The organism is Roseixanthobacter finlandensis (assembly GCF_043195105.2).
In the GTDB taxonomy this organism is placed as follows: Bacteria; Pseudomonadota; Alphaproteobacteria; order Rhizobiales; family Xanthobacteraceae; genus NCEH01.
Genome location: NZ_CM195536.1, coordinates 3,609,524 through 3,628,426 on the forward strand (window position 1 = coordinate 3,609,524; position 18,903 = coordinate 3,628,426).

Annotated in this window: 18 protein-coding genes; 15 read left to right on the top strand and 3 right to left on the bottom strand. The window is 67.3% G+C overall.

Annotation, left to right across the window (positions count from 1 at the left end; genetic code table 11):
• Window positions 1–97: 97 nt before the first annotated feature.
• The 3 genes from V5G24_RS17120 to V5G24_RS17130 all read left to right on the top strand — a co-directional run bounded on the left by V5G24_RS17120 (window position 98) and on the right by V5G24_RS17130 (window position 3,132).
• Window positions 98–814: a GntR family transcriptional regulator gene (locus V5G24_RS17120; RefSeq protein WP_394080821.1), complete on the top strand. Its 717-nt coding sequence runs from the start codon at window positions 98–100 to the stop codon at window positions 812–814.
• 72 nt (window positions 815–886) lie between these two features.
• On the top strand, window positions 887–1,723 hold the full coding sequence (locus V5G24_RS17125) for an enoyl-CoA hydratase/isomerase family protein (RefSeq protein WP_394080819.1): 837 nt from the start codon (window positions 887–889) through the stop codon (window positions 1,721–1,723).
• Complete coding sequence (locus V5G24_RS17130) at window positions 1,720–3,132, top strand: class I adenylate-forming enzyme family protein (protein ID WP_394080817.1); 1,413 nt, start codon at window positions 1,720–1,722, stop codon at window positions 3,130–3,132. Before V5G24_RS17125 ends, V5G24_RS17130 begins: the two co-directional genes overlap by 4 nt.
• Here V5G24_RS17130 and ydiK read toward each other — a convergent pair.
• From ydiK to V5G24_RS17145, 3 genes are all read right to left on the bottom strand, one after another.
• Window positions 3,076–4,239, bottom strand: a complete 1,164-nt coding sequence (ydiK, locus tag V5G24_RS17135; RefSeq protein WP_394080815.1) for an AI-2E family transporter YdiK — start codon at window positions 4,237–4,239, stop codon at window positions 3,076–3,078. The two genes, V5G24_RS17130 and ydiK, sit on opposite strands and share 57 nt — an antisense overlap.
• Before the next feature lie 155 nt (window positions 4,240–4,394).
• A complete protein-coding gene (locus tag V5G24_RS17140; protein ID WP_394080812.1) occupies window positions 4,395–5,408 on the bottom strand; it encodes a GntR family transcriptional regulator in 1,014 nt (337 codons plus the stop codon).
• A complete protein-coding gene (locus V5G24_RS17145; protein ID WP_394080810.1) occupies window positions 5,384–6,928 on the bottom strand; it encodes a D-arabinonate dehydratase in 1,545 nt (514 codons plus the stop codon). The genes V5G24_RS17140 and V5G24_RS17145 overlap by 25 nt, the downstream gene beginning before the upstream one ends.
• A 237-nt stretch (window positions 6,929–7,165) precedes the next feature.
• Here V5G24_RS17145 and V5G24_RS17150 point away from each other — a divergent pair, with 237 nt between their 5' ends.
• The 12 genes from V5G24_RS17150 (at window position 7,166) to V5G24_RS17205 (ending at window position 18,863) form a co-directional block, all read left to right on the top strand.
• Window positions 7,166–7,849, top strand: a complete 684-nt coding sequence (locus V5G24_RS17150) for an amino acid ABC transporter permease (RefSeq protein ID WP_394080808.1) — start codon at window positions 7,166–7,168, stop codon at window positions 7,847–7,849.
• 7 nt (window positions 7,850–7,856) lie between these two features.
• The gene (locus tag V5G24_RS17155) at window positions 7,857–8,501 is read left to right on the top strand and encodes an amino acid ABC transporter permease (RefSeq protein WP_394080806.1); all 645 of its coding nucleotides are present in this window, start codon (window positions 7,857–7,859) and stop codon (window positions 8,499–8,501) included.
• A 66-nt stretch (window positions 8,502–8,567) separates the two neighbouring features.
• Window positions 8,568–9,308, top strand: a complete 741-nt coding sequence (locus V5G24_RS17160) for an amino acid ABC transporter ATP-binding protein (RefSeq protein WP_394080804.1) — start codon at window positions 8,568–8,570, stop codon at window positions 9,306–9,308.
• Window positions 9,309–9,358: 50 nt separating this feature from the next.
• Window positions 9,359–10,162 (top strand): transporter substrate-binding domain-containing protein, encoded by an 804-nt coding sequence (locus tag V5G24_RS17165; protein ID WP_394080802.1) that lies wholly within the window; start codon window positions 9,359–9,361, stop codon window positions 10,160–10,162.
• Window positions 10,163–10,231: 69 nt separating this feature from the next.
• Entirely contained in the window at window positions 10,232–11,158 is a 927-nt protein-coding gene (locus tag V5G24_RS17170) for a dihydrodipicolinate synthase family protein (protein WP_394080800.1), read from the top strand.
• Between the two features lie 80 nt (window positions 11,159–11,238).
• The gene (locus V5G24_RS17175; RefSeq protein WP_394080798.1) at window positions 11,239–12,813 is read left to right on the top strand and encodes an aldehyde dehydrogenase (NADP(+)); all 1,575 of its coding nucleotides are present in this window, start codon (window positions 11,239–11,241) and stop codon (window positions 12,811–12,813) included.
• Window positions 12,810–13,616, top strand: a complete 807-nt coding sequence (locus tag V5G24_RS17180; protein ID WP_394080796.1) for a shikimate dehydrogenase family protein — start codon at window positions 12,810–12,812, stop codon at window positions 13,614–13,616. The genes V5G24_RS17175 and V5G24_RS17180 overlap by 4 nt, the downstream gene beginning before the upstream one ends.
• Before the next feature lie 208 nt (window positions 13,617–13,824).
• Window positions 13,825–14,607: a DeoR/GlpR family DNA-binding transcription regulator gene (locus V5G24_RS17185; RefSeq protein ID WP_394080794.1), complete on the top strand. Its 783-nt coding sequence runs from the start codon at window positions 13,825–13,827 to the stop codon at window positions 14,605–14,607.
• The gene (locus V5G24_RS17190; protein ID WP_394080792.1) at window positions 14,604–15,725 is read left to right on the top strand and encodes an ABC transporter ATP-binding protein; all 1,122 of its coding nucleotides are present in this window, start codon (window positions 14,604–14,606) and stop codon (window positions 15,723–15,725) included. The genes V5G24_RS17185 and V5G24_RS17190 overlap by 4 nt, the downstream gene beginning before the upstream one ends.
• A gap of 52 nt (window positions 15,726–15,777) precedes the next feature.
• Complete coding sequence (locus tag V5G24_RS17195) at window positions 15,778–17,046, top strand: ABC transporter substrate-binding protein (protein ID WP_394080790.1); 1,269 nt, start codon at window positions 15,778–15,780, stop codon at window positions 17,044–17,046.
• A gap of 63 nt (window positions 17,047–17,109) precedes the next feature.
• Window positions 17,110–18,033 carry a carbohydrate ABC transporter permease gene (locus V5G24_RS17200; RefSeq protein ID WP_394080788.1) on the top strand — a complete coding sequence of 308 codons (924 nt, stop codon included), beginning with the start codon at window positions 17,110–17,112 and terminating at the stop codon, window positions 18,031–18,033.
• Entirely contained in the window at window positions 18,030–18,863 is an 834-nt protein-coding gene (locus V5G24_RS17205; protein ID WP_394080786.1) for a carbohydrate ABC transporter permease, read from the top strand. Before V5G24_RS17200 ends, V5G24_RS17205 begins: the two co-directional genes overlap by 4 nt.
• Window positions 18,864–18,903: the final 40 nt, after the last annotated feature.

Sequence of the window (18,903 nt, forward strand, 5' to 3'; positions counted from 1 at the left end):
TTGTTGACAATTATCTGATAACGTCCGATTTAGTTGGTCAATGGATGGATTGACTAAAGTTCGGGCTCGAATTGATTAAAGAGGGAGCAAGCAACCGATGACTGCTCTGAAAATGGTCTCGGCGGTCGCCAAGCGCAGTCTCGATAGGGCGGCCGCCGATGCGCTCCGGCAGGCGATTGTCTCCGGCGAGGTTCTGCCGGGCACGCGCCTCACGGAGATGGAGATCGCCGCACAATTCGAGCTTTCGCGCGGCACCATCCGCGCCGCGCTCCAGCGCCTCATGGGCGAGGGGCTGATCATCCAGCGCCCTTATGCGGGCTGGGAGGTTGTCACCCTCAACTCCCACGACGTGTGGGAGCTTTATACCCTGCGCGCCAGCCTGGAAGGGCTTGCCGCGCGCCTCGCCGCCCGCCACCCGGACCGGCGCGCGCGCATGGAGATCGCGTTCGATGTGCTGAAGGCAGCGGCCGCTTCCGGCGACGGCCGCGAGATCACCGAGGCCGACCTATCCCTGCACAAGACCATCGTCAGCCTGGCCGGCCATCAGCGCCTCGCCAGCCAGTATGAGGTGGTGGGGCAGCAGGTGCGGATGTTCATGGCCTCGTCCAACGCCATCCTGCCCCGCTCGGCGATGCTGATCGAGAATCACATTCCCCTGGTGACGGCGGTGGCCGAAGGCGATCCCGATCTCGCGGAGCGCTGCGCCAGCGCCCACAGCACCAGCTCCGGCGAAATCCTGATGCGTCACCTGGAGGCGCAGAAGCATACGCACGCGGAGGAGGCATCCGAGCCCCCAAAGTCCGGCTCGCGCTGAGCCACAGCGGCGCCCCGACCGCCCGATCCCGCGCCGCCCGCCGGCCGCACCCTCACCCGCAGCGAGGAGCAGATGGAGTTCACCACCCTGATCTATGAGCGGCTCGACGGGGTCGCGCGCATCACGCTCAATCGCCCGCAGCGCACCAACGCCCTGTCCCAGGCGATGCTGGGCGAGATCTGCACCGCCATGGACGCCGCCGAGGTGGACCCCGAGGTGCGCGCCGTGATCGTGCGCGGTGCGGGCAAGGCTTTCTCCTCCGGTTTCGACCTGAAGGAGCAGATGGAGCGTCGCCCATCCGGCGTCGCCGACTGGCGCCCGCTGCTGCGCAAGGACTTCGACACGGTGATGCGGTTCTGGCATTGCCCGAAGCCGACCATCGCCGCCGTGCGCGGACCCTGCCTTGCCGGCGCGTGCGAGCTGGCCCTCGCCTGCGACATGACCATCGCCGGCGAGGACGCCTTCTTCGGCGAACCGGAGCTGAAGTTCGGCGCGGGCATCGTGGTGATGATCCTGCCCTGGCTGGTGGGACCCAAGATCGCCAAGGAGATCATCCTCACCGGCGCCGACCGGATCAATGCGGCGCGGGCGCGGGAGATCGGCATGGTGAACCGCGTGGTGCCCGACGCGGAGGTGGACGCGGAGGCGCTGCGCATCGCGGCGCACCTTGCCGTCATCGATCCCGGGCTGGTCAAGCAGACCAAGCGGGCACTCAATCGCGCCATCGAGGCCCAGGGCCTGCTGCAGAGCCTGGAAAGCGCCCTCGAGATGGACCTCGCCATCGAGGGCGAGGGATCGCCGGACAAGACGCGGTTCATGGACATTGCGCGGGCGGAGGGGCTGAAGGCCGCGCTCGCCTGGCGCGACGCCCGCTTCTCGGCGGCCGGCACCGCCCCGGTGCGCCCATGAGCCCCGCCCTCGCCCGCCTGACGAGCGACGCCCTCGCCGCCTATCCTTTCCTCATCGAGAGCACGGAGGGCGCCGCCCTTACGCCGGGCGCCATCCTCGACCGGGCGCGGGCTCTCGCTGCTGCCTTGGGTGCGGCCGGGCTCGGGCGCGACGAGCCCGTGCTCGTGCGCGTGGCGAACCGGCCGGAAGACCTCGTGGCGTTCCTTGGCGTGTGGCAGGCCGGCGCGGTCGCCGTCCCGCTCCATGCCAACGCTGCGCCGGCCACGGTCGAGGCCGTCACCATGCAATCGGGGGCGCGCTTCCTGGTGGGCGGCGGCGCGCTTTCGACCATCGCCATGGCCCCGCCGCCGGAACGCCCGCTGCTGCGCGGGGCGGCGCTGATTGTCTTCACCTCGGGCTCCACCGGCAGACCGAAGGGCGTGGTGCTCGGCCACGATGGCTTCGCGGGCAAGATCGGAGTGTTGGCGCGCCGCGTCGGCATCGGCCCGGGCGACACGGTGCTGCTGCCGCTCCAGCTCATCTTCATCTTCGGCCTATGGGTGCTGCTGGTCGCCCTGGCGCGCGCCGCCCGCATCGTGCTGATGGGCAAGTTCTCCGCCGAGACCGTGCTGGAGCTGATGCCGCGAACCACGGTGCTCGGCTGCGTGCCGTCCATGCTGCGCACGGTCTTCGCCCATCCGCCCCAGAGTGGCGACCGGCTGCGCATGGTGCTCACTGGCGGCGAGGGACTCGATCGCGCGCTTACCGAAACCCTGAGCGCGCGCCATCCCGGCGCCGGCGTCTACGACCTCTACGGCCTGACCGAGACCGGCGCCGCGGACTTCTGCCTGGGCCCCGCAGACGCCGCGGGTACCGGCACCATCGGGCGCCCGACCGAGAATGTGATTGCCCGCCTCGGGCCGGCGGAGCAGGCGGTGGACGCCGACAGCGGCGAACTGCTCATTCGCTCCCCCTATGGGATGCTCGGCTATCTCGACAATCCCGAGCTCACGCAGGCCTCGTTCACGGACGGCTTCTTCCGCACCGGCGATCTCGCGCGCATGCGGGCGGACGGCTATGTCGAGATCGTTGGCCGGATCAAGGAGATCATCTCGCGCGGCGGCAATAAGATCGCCCCGGCGGAGATCGACCTCGTCCTCTCGCACCACCCGGCCGTGGCCGCCGCACTATGCGCCGGCGTGCCCGACCCGCGGCTGGGCGAGAGCGTCCACGCCGCGGTGGTGCTCAAGCCGGGCGCGCACACGGACGCGGCGGAGCTGAAGGCATGGGCCGCGAGCCGGCTCGAACGGTTCAAGGTCCCCGAGGCCATCCACATCGTCCCCGCCTTGCCCCAGGGACCCACCGGAAAAGCATTACGCAGCGGTGTCGCCGCCCTCGCGCGCGCCACGATCGCGGGTGACCGGACATAAGCCAGGCACGGCTTCACCTGTCTCGCTTTGCTCACCCGGATCTGCCATCGGTGTGAGTTCGCGGCCGGCCGAGATCCATATGTTGAGCAAAGTATATGCAACCGCGAGGATCGTCGGACCAAGAAATATCCCCAGCATCCCAAAGGCGATGAGGCCGCCGACGACCCCGCCGAATATCAGAAGGATCGGCAAATCCGCGCCTTTCTTGATGAGAAAGGGGCGAAGGAAATTGTCCATCGTCACGGTGATGACCGCCATGACCAGGAGGACGGAGGCCCAGACGGTATCCCCGCTGTAATACATCCAGAATGCTGCGGGGAAAAGCACAAGGCCGGGGCCGATCTGGACCAGGCACAACATGAACATCAGGGCCGTCAGCACGGGTGCGAACGGCACCCCCACCGCCAGCAGCGCGATGCCGCCGAGCGCGCTTTGCGCCAGCGCCGTCACCACCACGCCGAGCGCAACGCCCCGCACCGCGCGGCCGATCAGCAGGATCACCATTTCCCCGCGACCTCCGCCCAGGCGCCGGCCAAAGCCGAGCGCGATTTCCGCGCCCTTTTCGCCCTGGGCGTAAATGCATGCGGCCAGCACCGTGGTCAGCAGGAACTGGACGAACATCCCGGCCAAGCCGCCGGCCGCGGATGCGAACCATTGCGTGAAGGCGCCGGCATAGGGCGTCAAGCGCGGCGTGAGATCGTCGAGCCCCGCAGATGTCACTTGCCCCCACATCTCGGCGGCGGTTGCTCCGAACAGCGGCACCTCGGCAAGCCAGCTCGGAGGGGCCGGAACCCGTATGGACAATGCGGCCCGCGCCAGTTCGGTGAGTTGGTCCCGATTGGCGACAATGGTGCCGACCGCCAGCCAGAACGGGATAATCAGCACCAGCAGAAGGGCGACGGTCATGATCAGGACCGCCAGCGCGCGGCGGTTTCCCGTGTGCTCCTGCACCCACAACATCAACGGCCATGTGGCAATGACCAGCGTCGTCGACCAGACGATGGCCGGCAGGAACGGTTGCAGAATCAGAAAGCTGGTGACGATCAGCCCGACGATGAACAGGACGGCGAGGGTCGCGCGGGGGAGATCCAGCTGTTGCGGGAACATGGGGTCGAGCCTCTTGCCTTGCGCGCATCCGAAACGGTTCACGTGTTTACGCTGCGCGTAAGGTCACGTCCACGCACCTGCCTGCTCCGGGTTTCGAGATGGTCCGCGCCGGAATCCGAGCCCGTTCGGCACCGAAGTGCCCGGCAATATGCGCCTCAGGCGATATACGGCAGATGCGGCACGCTCTGGGAGGCGCGGAAGGCGGCGAGGCGTTCGGCGGCCTTCTGGCTGGACGCGCGCAGATGCGCCACCAGCGCCTTCTTCGCCACAGCCCCGCTGCCGCGTCGCACGGCCCGCACGATATCCAGATGCTCGTCCATGAAGGGATCCACCAGGGTCGCACGATTCAGCGCCACCTGGATGTGCTTGCCCGAGACCAGGATGCAGCGCGTGCGCCGCAGCGCCTCGATGAGTTCCGGATTGCGGCCGTGGCCGACGCAGTCGATGTGCAGATCGGCTTCCAGCACGTCGAGGTCGGAAATATCCACCTGCGGGAAGCGTGCGATCACGTCCTTCAGCCGGGCTTCGACACTGTCGAGCTGCGCCGTCGGGATCCGGCCTATGGCGCTTTCCAGCGCCACCGGCTCCAGCAGGATGCGCAGCTCATAGAGGTCGTGGAAGCGGGCTTCGTCCAGCGGCACGATCCACCAATGGGATTTCTCGCCCTTGGAGACGATGCCCACCTCGCGCGCATGGATGAGCAGGTCGCGCGCCACCGTGCGCCCCACGTCGAAATGGCGCGCCAGGGCCAGTTCGTTCACGCGGAAACGGCCAAACACCGAGCGCAGGATGATCTCGCGCTCGAAATCATAATAAAGCGACTGCCAGGCGAAGGATTTGGCGGCGGCCGGGGGCTCGGCCTGCATCTGGAGCATGGCCGAGGTGATCTTGACGCGCTGCGGCGTCTCGGTGCGCCCGACCAGCAGGCCACGCCCCTCAAACCGGCTGAGCAGCCCCTCGCTTTCAAGTTCCGACAAAGCCTGCTTCACCGGCGAGCGGCTGGAGCCGAACAGGGCCGCGAGCGGCCCTTCCAGCAACACCGCGCCCTGCGGCAGGGAGCCACCGCAGATCGAGCGGCGCAGTTGCTCCGCGATCAAAGCATAGGCGGGCGTCCGGTCGACGACCGGCGCCTCCTTGCCGCGGCTCAGGTGACCGCGCCGATTTGCCATGGCACGAATTCATTGTCGCCGAAGCCGAAATCCTCGCTCAGCGTATGCGCGCCCGAGGCGATGGCGATGATGGTCTCGAAAATCCGCTCCCCGGCCGCCTCGATGGTATCCTCCCCGGTGACGATACCACCGCAATTGACGTCCATGTCCTCCTGCATGTGCTGGTACATCTCGTTGTTGGTCGCGACCTTGATGCAGGGAGCAGGCTTGAAGCCGGAGACCGAGCCCCGGCCGGTCGTGAAGACGATGACGTTGCAGCCCCCCGCCACCTGGCCGGTGACGGCGACCGGATCGTAGCCGGGCGTGTCCATGAACACAAAGCCCGTGCGGTCGATGATCTCGGCATATTCATAGACCGCCTCCAGCGGCATGGTGCCGCCCTTGGCCACCGCCCCCAGCGATTTTTCCAGGATGGTGGTAAGCCCGCCCGCCTTGTTGCCGTGGGAGGGATTGTTGTTCAGCTCCGCCTCGTTGCGCTCGGTGTAGCGGCGCCACCAATCGATGCGGTCCACCAGCTTCTGCGCCACGGCGGGGGTGACCGCCCGGCGCGTCAGCAGGTGCTCGGCGCCGTAGATTTCCGGCGTCTCGCTCAGCACCGCCGTCCCGCCGTGCTGCACCACGAGGTCGGCCGCATGGCCCAGCGCCGGATTGGCGGAAATGCCCGAATAGCCGTCCGAACCGCCACACTGCAGCGCCACCTTGAGGCCGGAGAGCGGCACGGTAGTGCGCTTTGCGGCGTTCACGGCAGGCAGCATCTCGCGGATGATGGCGGAGGCCACTTCGACGGTCTTTCGAGTGCCGCCCAGGTGCTGGATCGTCATGGTGCGCAGGAACGGGCCTTCCTCAAGCCCGAACTTCTTCACGATGGGGTCGATCTGGTTGGTCTCGCAGCCGAGGCCGATCATCAGGATGCCGGCGAAATTGGGGTTCTTCGCATAGCCGCTCAGCACGCGGGTGAGATAGGCATAGCCTTCGGTCTTGGTGTTGATGGCGCAGCCGGTGCCATGGGTGAGCGCGACCACGCCGTCCACGTTCTCGAACCCGTCAAGGCCGCCGCCGCGATTGAACCCGTCGGCGATGGCGCGCGCCACCGTGGCCGAGCAGTTCACCGAGCTGACGATGCCGATATAATTGCGTGTGCCCACCTGCCCGTCGGCGCGCACATAGCCTTCGAAAGTGCGGCGCTCGCCCTCAGGCAGCAGCGGGGTGGGGCGGGCATCCTGCGCGAAATGGTGATCGACGCCGCTCTCCTGCATGGCGAGATTGTGCAGGTGCACGTGCGCGCCGGGGGCGATGTCGGTGCTGGCGATGCCGATCACCTGGCCATATTTCAGCACCGGCTCCCCCGCCGCGATGGCGCGAATCGCCATCTTGTGGCCGCTCGGAATTTGGGCCAGCGCGACGATGGCGGCCGCCTCCATCTGCACCGGCGTGCCTGCGGGAATGGCGGATCGGGCCACGGCCACATTGTCCCGCGCGTTCAGTTGGATCACCGGGGAGGCCGTGCGCGTCGTCAGCATGGAATTATCCGCTAAAATGATTATTGCGTGCATCAATCAATCATGTTAGATGTCCTCCAGTCAATAGAAAAATGATAATAATATAGGCAGGAAAGAACGCCTATGCCCCTGATATGACACCATAAAATTCCATCTCCCGAGCACAGATCGGAGATGGAAGCGTTACGTATCGTCACGCTAGGTTTATATATTTATCGAATGCGATGAATTTCGCTTCTGAAGACGCGGATTTTTGCCTTGTCCTACGAATTCGATTTCTCATTCCTGGATGAATATTTGCCAGACCTGTGGCATGGCATCTGGCTGACTCTGGGAATGACGACCGCGTCCATCCTGCCAGGCTTCGCGCTCGGCACGCTCTGCGCGGTCGGCCGCCTGTATGGCCCACCCTGGGCGCGGCGGGCGGTGGTGATCTATGTGGAAGGCATCCGCAACACGCCGCTCATCATCCAGGTGTTCTGGCTGTTCTTCGGTCTCGCCGTGCTCCAGGTGCGGATCGGTCCGTTCGCGGCGGCGGTGATCGCGCTCGTGATCAATGTCGGAGCCTATACTGCCGAGATCATGCGCGCCGGTTTCCTGAGCATCCCCAAGGGCCAGATCGAGGCCGCCTCCTGCCTCGCGCTGAAGCCGAGCCAGGCCTTGTGGTCGGTGCAGCTGCCCCAGGCGGTGGAGCGGGTCTATCCCGCCCTCGTCAGCCAGTTCGTGCTGATGATGCTGGCCACCTCGATCATGTCACAGATCTCGGCGGAGGAGCTGACCGGGGTTGCCTACATGATCCAGTCCTTCACCTTCCGCGGCTTCGAAGTCTATCTCGTGATCGCCGTCATCTATCTCGTGACGGCCTCGCTCCTGCGCCTCACGCTGCTCGGCGTGGCCCAGGTCTCCTTCCCCCGCCGGCGCCGGCTCGGCACCCCGCTGTGAGGCTCTGATGCTGGGACTGACCATCGAGCAGATCGCCTATCTCTTTCGCGGCGCGGGCTGGACCATCGTGCTCTCGCTGCTCGGCTTCGTCGGCGGCACGCTGCTCGGGCTTCCGGTCGCGCTCGCGCGTTCCGCAAAGAGCCGGCTTGCGCGCGCGCTGTCCGGCGTGCTGGTACAGGTGGTGCAGGGCATTCCCCTGCCGGTCATCATGTTCGTGGTCTATTTCGGCATCAGCATCGGCGGCTTCGACGTGCCGGCGCTGGTGGCGGCAGGCGTCGCCATGACGCTCTATGCGGGCGCCTATCTCGGCGAAATCTGGAAGGGCTGCATCCTCGCCGTGCCGCGCACCCAGTGGGAAGCGGGCGAGTGCCTCGCGCTCACCTCCACCCAACGCTTCGTGTTCGTGATCCTGCCCCAGGCCCTGCGCATCGCGGTGCCGCCCACCGTGGGCTTCCTGGTGCAGATCGTGAAGAACACCTCCTATTCGGTGGTCATCAATTTCTTCGACCTCACCTATTCGGCCAAGGTGATCAACAATTCCACCTTCCGGCCGTTCACGGTCTTCACCATCGCCGCGGTGATCTATTTCGCCATCTGCTTTCCCATGTCGCTGCTGGCGAGCCGGTTCGAGCGGCGGCTGCACCGCGGCTGAGGAGACGGCATGACCCTGCATTTGAAAGCCCCCGCCCCTTCCGCCGCTTCGCATGAGAGCCCTCCCATGACCAGCCCCGCCGCGCCCCTCGTGCGCTTCCGCGACGTGCGCAAGAATTTCGGCGCGCTGGCCGTGCTGAAGGGCATCGACCTCGACGTGGCACCGGGAGAGGTGGTGGCCCTGATCGGCCGCAGCGGCTCCGGCAAGAGCACGGCGTTGCGCTGCGTCAACGGCCTGGAGAAGGTGGACGGCGGTGAATTGACCGTGTGCGGGCGCGCCCTGCACAGCGGCACCGTCGACCTGCGCGAGCTGCGCCAGGACGTGGGCATCGTATTCCAGAGCTACAATCTGTTCCCCCATCTGACCGTCGAGCAGAACGTGACGCTGGCGCCCCGCAAGGTGAAGCGCATCGGTAAAGGCGAGGCGCGCGACCTCGCCGCCGAGGTGCTGGCGCAGGTGGGGCTGGCCGACAAGGCGCAGAGCTATCCCGAGCAGCTCTCCGGCGGCCAGCAGCAGCGGGTCGCCATCGCCCGCTCGCTGGCCATGCATCCCAAGCTGATCCTGTTCGACGAGGTCACCTCGGCGCTCGACCCCGAGCTGACCGGCGAGGTGCTGAAAGTCATCGAGCGGCTCGCCAAGGGCGGCATGACCATGATGCTCGTCACCCATGAAATGGCCTTCGCCCGCTCGGTCGCCCACGCCGTGGTGTTCATGCACCAGGGCAAGGTGTGGGAGAGCGGCAAGGGCGAGATGCTGGCCAATCCCCAGACCGTCGAACTGCGCCAGTTCGTCGGCAACGGCCTGTGACACCCACCTGCAACGCCAACAGAAAACAAGATTCGGAGGAGTTTTCGACCATGACCATGACCCGCATCGCCGGCACGCTTGCGCTCGCCGTCGCCCTGGTGGCCGGCCCGCTGGCCGCCAACGCCGAGACCCCCGCCGGCATCAAGCAGCGCGGCAAGCTGCTGGTGGCCATCGATGTCAGCCATCCGCCCTACGGCATGCTGGACGCGCAGGCCAAGGAGACCGGCTCGGACGTCGAGACCGCCAAGCTCCTGGCGCAGGACCTCGGCGTGCCGCTGGAAGTGGTGCCGGTCTCGGGCGCGAACCGCGTGCCCACGCTGCTGGCCGGCAAGGTGGACCTGGTGATCGCCTCCTTTTCCATCACGCCGGAGCGCAAGAAGGTGGTGGATTATTCCATCCCCTACGGCGTGATCCCGGTGGTGGTATCCGCCCCCAAGTCCACGGTCATCAAGGGCGCGGCCGACCTGGCCGGAAAGTCCATCGCGGTTGCCCGCGGCACCACCGCCGACATCGAGCTGACACGCACCATCAAGGAGGCCAAGGTCGCCGCCAACATCGTGCGCTATGAGGACGAGGCCACCGCCAACACCGCAGTCGCCACCGGGCAGCAGGACATTCTGGCCGCAGCCCTCTCCACCGCCAATGCGGTGGCCGAGCAGAACCCCGGCAAGCAGCTCGAGGTGAAGATCGAGATGGCCGCCTATCCCATGGCCGTCGGCCTGCGCAAGACCGATCCCGAGCTGAAGACGTTCGTGAACGAGTGGGTGACGGCCAACCTGAAGAACGGCAAGCTGAACGGCATCTATAAGAAGTATTTCGGCCAGTCCCTGCCCGAGAACCTCCCGGCCGAGTGAAACTTCGCCAATGATGGAGGGGGCGCGACGTGCGCCCCTTCGAGTTCGCACCGTGCCTCAGGAGCCGCCATGACTGCCGCCGCCCTGCCCTATCGCGGGCTGTTTCCCGTTGCGCCCACCCCGTTCCTCGCCAATGGCGACCTTGATCCCGAAGGCCAGCGCCGCGTGCTGGACTGCATGATCGACCAGGGCGTGGACGGCATCTGCATCCTCGCCAATTATTCCGAACAGTTCCTCCTGACCGACGAGGAGCGCCGCATCCTCACCGAACTGTCGCTCGCCCATGTGGCGGGGCGCGTGCCGGTGATGGTGACCTGCTCCCATTTCTCCACCCGCGTCGCCGCCGAGCGCGCCGCCCATGCGCGGGCCGCGGGCGCCAGCCTCATCATGCTCATGCCGCCCTATCACGGCGCCGGCATCCGCCTCGACGAGCAGGCCATCTTCGACCATTTCGCCCGCGTGGCGGACGCTGCCGGCATCCCGGTGATGCTCCAGGACGCGCCGCTGAGCGGCGTGTCGCTCTCCGTGCCCTTCATGGTCCGGCTTGCGCGTGAGCTGCCGCTGGTGCGTTATTTCAAGATCGAGGTGGCGGGCACCGCCGCCAAGCTGCGCGCGCTCATCGCCGCCGGCGGCGATGCCGTCGAGGGCCCGTTCGACGGTGAGGAGGCCATCACGCTGATGGCCGATCTCGACGCCGGCGCCACCGGCGTGATGTCGAGCGCGCTGCTGCCCGATCTGCTGCGCCCGGTGCTCGACCACCACGCGGCCGGGCGTCGTGCGGAGGCGGCGCAGGCCTATGCCCGCGTGCTGCCGCTGATCAATTACGAGAACCGCCAGTGCGGCCTGCGCGCGGCAAAGATCGCCATGATGGAAGGTGGCGTGATCTCCTCCGACGCGGTCCGCCATCCGCTGGAGCCGGTGCATCCCGCCACCCGCGAAGGCTTGCTGGAGATCGCGCGGGAGCTCGATCCCCTGGCCCTGCGCTGGGGCAAATGACGGTAGGACACCGTCATATTTGACTCGACCAAGGCCGATCCGTGGGCGACAGCTGCCCGCCTCGATGAAGGATGACCGACATGACCATCACGACTGATCTGCTGATCGGCGCTGACTCGCGGCCCGGCACGCTCGGCGAGGTCCGGGCGGTGGAAGCCGCGAGCGGCCTGCCGCTCGCCCCCGCCTTCGGTGGCGCGACGCTGGACGATTTGGAGCGCGCCTGCGCCCTGGCGGAAGCCGCGTTCGACACCTATCGCGCCGTATCCCTGGAAGAACGCGCCCTGTTTCTTGAGGCGGTCGCGCAGAACATCCTCGATATCGGCGATGGGTTGATCGAGCGGGCCATGCAGGAGACCGGCTTGCCGCGTCCGCGCCTGGAAGGCGAGCGCGGCCGCACGGTCGGCCAGTTGCGCCTGTTCGCGCAGGTGGTGCGTGACGGCGGCTTCCTCGATCTGCGCATCGATCCAGCCCTACCCGAGCGCAAGCCCCTGCCCCGCCCGGACCTGCGCCTGCGCAATGTGCCGCTCGGCCCCGTCGCGGTCTTCGGCGCGAGCAATTTTCCGCTCGCCTTCTCGGTGGCCGGCGGCGACACCGCCTCGGCGCTCGCGGCCGGTTGCCCGGTGATCGTGAAGGCCCATTCCGCCCATCCCGGCACCTCCCAGCTCGTCGGGAAAGCGGTGCAGAAGGCGGTGGCGGACCGCGGCCTGCCGGAGGGCGTGTTCTCCCTCCTCTATGACAGCGGCCGCAAGGTGGGCCAGGGACTGGTTGCAGACCGGCGCATCAAGGCGGTCGGCTTCACCGGCTCGCGGGCCGGCGGCACCGCTTTCATGAAGATCGCGGCGGAACGCGCCGAGCCCATCCCGGTCTATGCGGAGATGAGCAGCATCAATCCCGTGATCCTGTTTCCGGCAGCGCTCGCCGCGCGCGGCGCGCAGATCGGCACGGCGTTTTCGGCGGCGCTGAGCCTGGGCGCGGGGCAATTCTGCACCAATCCGGGGCTGGTGCTGGCGCTCGAAGGCGCGGGGCTCGATGCCTTCCTCGCCGCCGCCGCGACCGCGATCACCGGACTGCCCTCCGCCACCATGCTCACGCCCGGCATCCTCGCCGCCTATAATTCCGGCGTGGAGACCCTTGCCGGCCACGGCGCGGTGCAAGAGGTGGCCCGCGGGCAGGCCGATGGCGCGCTGAAGGGCCGGCCGGCCCTGTTCGCCACCAGCGCGGCGGAATTCCTCACCCATCCCGACCTCCACGAAGAGGTGTTCGGCGCCGCCTCCCTGGTCGTGCGCTGCGCGGACGTCGAAGAGTTGACGCGCGTGCTGGAGAGCCTGGAAGGCCAGCTCACCGCCGCCCTGCACATCGACGAGGCGGATTATCCGGCAGCGCGGGAGCTCGTGCCCATGCTGGAGCGCAAGGTGGGGCGCATCCTCGTCAATGGCTTCGGCACCGGCGTCGAGGTGGCGCATGCCATGGTTCATGGCGGCCCGTTCCCGGCCACGGCCGATGGCCGCTCCACCTCGGTCGGAACCCTGGCCATTGCCCGCTTCCTGCGGCCTGTGAGCTATCAGGATCTGCCCGATGCGCTGCTGCCGCCGGAGCTGAAGGGTGCGGGTGCTCCCGGCCTGCCCAAGCGCCTGGATGGGAAGCTCCAGGCATGAGCGCACGCAGCATCACGCAGATCACCGGCCACACGCGGGTGCTCGGCATCCTCGCCGACCCCATCGCCCATGTGAAGGCGCCGCCCGGCATCAACGCTATCTGCGAGCGGCGCGGCCGCGATGCCGTCATGGTGCCGTTCCAGGTCGCGCCGGAAAATCTCGCCGCCTTCGCGAACAGCCTGCGCACGCTCAAGAGCTTCGACGGCGCCATCATCACCGTGCCCCACAAGGCGGCGATGCTGGCCCATTGCGATGAGGTGAGCGCGCGGGCACAGGCCATGGGCGCGGTGAACGTCATCCACCGCACTTCCGACAATCGCCTGCACGGCGACATGCTGGACGGGGCGGGCTTCGTCGCCGGGCTTCTCGGCGCGGGCGTGACTCTGGCGGGCCGGCGGATCTATCTCGCCGGCGCGGGTGGCGCGGCGAGTGCCATCGCCTTCGCCCTTGCGGCGTCGGGCATTTCCCACCTCACCATCGCCAACCGCACCCGCGCCAAGGCGCAGGACCTGTGCGACCGGATCGCCGCCGCGCATCCCGGCGTGTCGATCTCCGCCGGCGGCGAAGACCCGTCTGGACACGATATCGTCGTCAACGGCACCTCGCTCGGCATGAAGCCGGACGATCCCCTGCCGCTCGACGCCGCGCGGCTCGACGCGTCCATGGTGGTGGCGGAAATCATCATGGAGCCGGAAATCACACCGCTTCTGGCCCGTGCGCGCGACGCCGGCTGCCGCATCCATCTCGGCCGGCCCATGCTGGAGCACCAGCTCGAACTGATGGCCGATTTCTTCGGCATCTAAGCCTCTTGCATACGCTGCCACCCGTCCCGCCGCGCGCGGGATGGGCGGCGGTGGCATGGATCACCAATCCAACATCGCAAGCGCTGGCGCGGGTCCTCCGGCCCACGATGCCGCGCGTTCATTCGAACGTCATCTAACCGACACCCTGCGTTCAATGAACAAGCTTACCGTCCGCTCCATGTTCAAATGAACATGCAGACGGGCGAGCATGAACATCACGTTTCGGCAACAGGATATCGTCGATCTCGCCCGCCAGGGGGGATTCCTGAGCGTGGAGACGCTCGCGGAGCATTTCTGCGTCACCCCGCAGACCATCCGGCGCGACATCAACATCCTGTGCGACGCCAATCTGCTGCGCCGGCGGCGCGGCGGCGCCGAATATGTGGAGGCACCCCGCCTCAACCTCGCCTATGATTCACGCCGCATCGTCCATCCCACGGCCAAGCAGACCATCGGCGCCCTCGTCGCCGGCCTCATCCCCAACGGCGCCTCGCTCTCGTTCGGCATCGGCACGACGCCCGAATTCGTCGCCCTCGCCATGCAGGGCCATGAAGACCTGACCGTCATCACCAACAATCTCAACGTCGCCATGGCGCTGAGCGTCACCGCCTCCAACCGCATCATCATCCCCGGCGGGGCGATGCGCCTGCCTGATCGCGACGTGCTCGGCCCGCACGTGGAGGAGATGTATCGCAATTACCGTGTCGATTTCGGCGTGTTCGGCGTGGGCGGCATCGAGCCGGACGGCACATTGGTGGATTTCGACCGCGCCGAGGTCCTGGCCCGCTCCGCCATGCGCGAAAGCTGCCGCCGCTCGGTTCTGGTGGCCGACGTCAGCAAGTTCGGCCGGCCGGCGCCGGCGCGCGGCGGACATCTGTCCGACATTGACCTGCTGGTGCTCGACGCGCCGCCGCCACCGGCCTTCGCCGCGCTGTTCGACCCGGACGGCCTCGGCGCGCGGGTCCGCATCGCCGCCGGGGAGGCCCCATGAGCGCGCTCTCAACCAATGGGGACTTCGTCCGCCTTCACGGCGTGACCCGCCTGTTCGAGGGCGGCGGCGGCGTCGACGACCTCTCCCTCGCCATTCCGCGCGGCGGGTTCACCGTTTTGCTCGGCCCCTCCGGCTGCGGCAAGTCCACCACGCTGCGCCTCATCGCCGGGCTGGAGACGCCGGACCGTGGACGCGTCGAGATCGACGGCCGCGACGTCACCGCGCTGCCGCCGTCCGCGCGCGGCTTGTCCATCGTGTTTCAATCCTACGCGCTGTTTCCCCATCTGACGGTGGCGGAGAACATCGTGTTCGGCCTCAGGGTGCGCCATGTGCCGCGGGCGGAGCGGGACCGCAAGCTGAAGGACGCGCTCGCGCTCACCGGCCTGGAGGGCCTGGACGCGCGCAAGCCCGCGCACCTTTCCGGCGGCCAGCGCCAGCGCGTGGCGCTGGCCCGCGCCATCGTCGCCGACCATCCCTTGTGCCTGATGGACGAGCCGCTCTCCAACCTCGACGCCAAGCTGCGCCATTCCGTGCGCCAGGAGATCCGCGCGCTGCAACGCCGGCTCGGTATGACCGTGGTCTATGTCACCCACGACCAGACCGAGGCGATGGGCATGGCGGACCATATCATCCTCATGCGCCAGGGCCGGATCGAGCAGGAGGGCGCGCCCGCCGCGCTCTATCAGGCGCCTGCCTCCGCTTTCGCCGCAAGTTTCATCGGCTCGCCGCCCATGACTTTGATCCCGGCGGAGCTTGCGGGCGTGCCGGAGCCCCCGCAGGGCCATGCCCGCACGCGGCTGATGGCGGGCGTGCGCGCTGAGGCGCTTCGCCTTCAGCCGGCTGGCACCGGGTGGCTGGAGGCGACGGTGGTGGCCAGCGAATTCCTCGGCGCGGAGACCTTCGTCTATCTCCAGATCGAGGGCGGCCCCCAGCTCATCGCCCGCGTCCCCGGCCGGATCGACCCGGCCCCCGGTACGGCCCATTCCTTGTCCTGGGCCGAGCACGCCACCCATTGGTTCGACCGCGACAGCGGCCGGAGCATCTGCGCAGGCGCCGGGCCGCGAACCAACGCCGAACCCCAGCCCGCACAACAGACGGCCGCGCCCCCGGCGGCCTGACCCTTCCCATTCACCTTGTATGCGTTCCCCCAAGGCCAGAAGGACACTGACCATGAGACGTTTCTTCACCGCCGCCGCCACGGCGGCGAGCCTGCTCGTTGCCGCAACGATGCCGGCCTTCGCGAAGACCGAGCTGACGATGTATTATCCGATCGCCGTCGGCGGGCCGCTGACCAAGGTCATCGACGACATGATCTCCGGGTTCGAGAAGGAGAACCCCGACGTCCACGTCAATGCCGTCTATGCCGGCAATTATGACGATACCCGCGTGCGCGCTTTGGCGGCACTCAAGAGCGGCCAGCCGGCCCAGCTCTCGGTGCTGTTCTCCATTGATGCCTACGACCTCGTGGAACAGGACCTCATCGTTCCGTTCGAGGACGTGGTGAAGACCGACGAAGAGAAGGCCTGGCTCGCCGGCTTCTATCCCGCGCTGATGGCCAATAGCCGCGTCGAGGGCAAGACCTGGGGCATTCCCTTCCAGCGCTCCACCATCGTCATGTTCTACAACAAGGACATGTTCCGCGAGGCCGGGCTCGACCCCGAGAAGCCGCCGCGGACCTGGGACGAGCTGGTGGCGGCGGGCAAGAAGCTCACCAAGGACGGCCGCTACGGCCTCATGGTGCCGGGCACCGGCTATCCCTATTGGATGTTCCAGTGCTTCGCCATCCAGAACGGCAAGGAACTGATGAGCAAGGACGGCGCCAGCGTCTCTTTCGATGATCCGGCGGTCATCGAGGCGCTCGCCTTCTGGCGCTCGCTCACCACCGACGCCAAGATCTCGCCCGCCGGCCTCGTGGAATGGGGCACGCTGCGCCAGGCCTTCGTGCAGGGCCAGACGGCCATGATGTGGCACACCACCGGCAACCTCACCGCCGTGAAGAAAGAAGCGAAGTTCGATTTCGGCGTCGCCGAGCTTCCGGCCCACAAGCAGCCCGGCTCGCCCACCGGCGGCGGCAATTTCTACCTGTTCAAGAACGCCTCCGAGGCTGAGCGCGCCGCGTCCCTCAAGCTCATCCGCTACATGACCGCGCCCGAGCGCGCCGCCGACTGGTCGATCGCCACCGGCTATGTGGGCGTGAGCCCGGCCGCCTACGAGACCGAGAAGCTGAAAGCCTACGGCAAGGATTTCCCCCAGGCGCTCGTCGCCCGCGACCAGCTCAAGGTCGCCATCGCCGAATTCTCCACCTGGGAGACCGCCCGGGTGCGCGAGGCGCTGAACAACGCCGTGCAGGCGGCGCTCACCGGCACCAAGAGCCCCGCCGAGGCGCTCAAGGCCGCCCAGGCCACCGCCGACCAGTTGCTCAAGCCCTACAAGCACTGATCGCCTTCGTGAACCAGCGGGGGGCGGAAAGTTCGCCCCCCGCATTGCCAAAAAAAGCCGCCCATGCCCGAGACAGGTGCCCCGACACGCGTGCTGGATCCGATCGCGCGACTGCAGCGCCGCCGCCATGCCCTGTATGGCTGGATGCTGCTCGCGCCGGCGCTGACCCTTCTGACGCTGTTCGCTTTCCTGCCCACCGCCGCGACCTTCTGGGCGAGCCTGCATTCGCGCGGCACCGCGCGCCGGCCGTCCGTGTTCAACGGCGTCGAGAATTATTTAGACCTCATCCATGACCCCAATTTCTGGACTGTGGTGGGCAATAATCTTCTCTATGCCGGGGTGACGATCCCGCTCTCCATCGCGCTGGCGCTGGTGATGGCGCTGTGGGCGGACGCCCGCCTGCCGCTACGCGGCTTCGTGCGCGGCGCCTATTTCACCCCGACCATCCTGCCCATGATCGCGGCGGCCAACCTCTGGCTGTTCTTCTATACGCCGGGCCTTGGGGTGATCGACAGCTTCACCGGCCTGTTCGGCCTGCCGCCGGTCAATTGGCTCGGCCAACCACAGACTGCGCTCTGGGCGATCATCGTCGTGACGGTGTGGAAGGAGGCGGGCTTCTTCATGATCTTCTATCTGGCGGCGCTGCAGACCATTCCGACCGACCTCAAGGAGGCGGCGCAGGTGGAGGGCGCCGGGCGCTTCACCTATCTGCGCCGCGTGCTGCTGCCGCTGCTGATGCCCACCACGGCCTTCATCTTCATCAATGCGCTCATCAATTCGGTGAAGCTCATCGACCATTTGTTCATCCTGACCAAGGGCGGCCCGGACAATGCGACCAAGCTCGTCCTCTACTGGATATGGGAGATGGCTTTTTCCTATTTCGACCCGGCCCGTGCCACGGCCCTGACCGTGCTGGTGCTGCTGGTGCTCGGGGGCGTCGCCGTGTTCCAGTTCACCATCGTCGAGAAGCGGATCCACTACCGATGACGGCGCCCGCCTCCCGCCATCCCATCCGCTGGGGCGAAGCGCTGGACGCCGTGGGCGCCTGGCTGCTCGCGCTGGTCTGGATCGCGCCCCTGCTGTTCGCCGCCTGGGCCTCGCTCCATCCGCCCGGCCAGGCGCTCGACTTCTCGCTCTCGTCCCCGCTCACCTTTGAGAATTACCGCACCGCCTGGGCCGCCGCGCCCTGGCTCACTTACGCGCTCAACACGCTGCTGCTGGTGACCTTTACCCTCGCGGGCCAGCTCGTTCTGTGCACGCTGGCCGGCTATGCCTTCGCCCGCTTCCGCTTTCCCGGACGCGAGGCGCTGTTCGTGCTGGTCCTGCTTCAGCTGTTCATCCTGCCGGAGGTCTTGATCGTCGAGAATTACGCCATGGTCTCGCGCCTCGCTTTGCTGGATTCCATCGCCGGCATGGGCCTGCCTTATGTCGCGAGCGCCTTCGGCATTTTCCTCTTGCGGCAGGCGTTCAAGTCCGTGCCGCTGGAGCTGGAAGAGGCGGCGCGCGTGGAAGGCTGCTCCTGGCTGGGTGTGCTCTGGCGGGTCTATGTGCCCGCGAGCCGGCCGGTCTATCTCGCCTATGCGCTGGTCTCGGTCGCGACCCACTGGAACAACTTCCTCTGGCCGCTGATCGTGACCAATTCCGCGGACACCCGGCCGCTCACCGTGGGCCTCTCGCTGTTCGGGGCGCCGGAAAGCGGGGTGAACATCTCCATCATCAGCGCCGCGACGCTCATGGTGGTGGCGCCGCTGATGATCGCCTTCCTCATCTTCCAGCGGCAATTCATCCAGGCCTTCTTGCGCGTCGGCATCCGCTAGATGTAAGCGCGCCGACTGGCGTTTCGAACCGGTGACCTGA